This is a genomic window from Streptococcus mitis, assembly GCF_001579035.1.
Classification (GTDB): Bacteria; Bacillota; Bacilli; order Lactobacillales; family Streptococcaceae; genus Streptococcus; species Streptococcus mitis_J.
On sequence record NZ_KQ970289.1, the window covers coordinates 64,049 to 64,729 of the forward strand.

Genomic DNA, 681 nt, shown 5'->3' on the forward strand with positions numbered 1-681 from the left:
GCTAATCTGTGGCATCCTTTTTCCTCCTTTTCCTTTTTCTTTGTTTCTATGAGATTATTATACCTTAAAAATAAAACGCTTTCAAGAGTTTGTAGTATAATAGATTTCAGTTTCAAAAACTAGCCAAGTCAAACAGCTCCTCTAAAAGTACTTTCAGAGGAGCAAGTCGACCTATAATAGGAGAATACCAAAATTTAGTTTACAATTTCTGACAATTTTACTTTGCGATCTTCAAACATAGACTGGGTACAAGCATCTGCAGTAGCAATTGCTTCGAGAGCAGCTTCTCCTGTCAAAAGTTTTGCAAATTCTTCTGATACTGGAGCTCCTTGCATAATCTCATGCAGATAGCGCATCTCTTTATCAATGACAGATGATAGCCATAATGGAGTACGTTTACCTGGTTTACCATAAGCAATTGCTCCATCCATCTCTGTACTATGATAGATACGAGTCCGATCATCATCTTCTTCTTGCGATTCATGAATCAAGAAATAACTTTCTTGTCCATCTAGCTTAAGAGTTCCTTTACAGTTGAATAAGTCTAAGCGGATAGCACCTTTGGTTCCTTGGATTAAGACATAATGTTCACCCCAACGATAAGCTGAACCCCATTCTAACAAGGCAAAACGCTTATTAGAAAATTCCATATTGACAAAAATCATATCATCTTCATCACCG

Annotated in this window: 1 protein-coding gene; it reads right to left on the reverse strand. The window is 36.7% G+C overall.

What is annotated here, in order from left to right:
- Positions 1–194: 194 nt before the first annotated feature.
- The coding region (locus SMIDD26_RS13145) for a Gfo/Idh/MocA family oxidoreductase (protein ID WP_246746986.1) at positions 195–681 on the reverse strand (487 nt) is incomplete at its 5' end.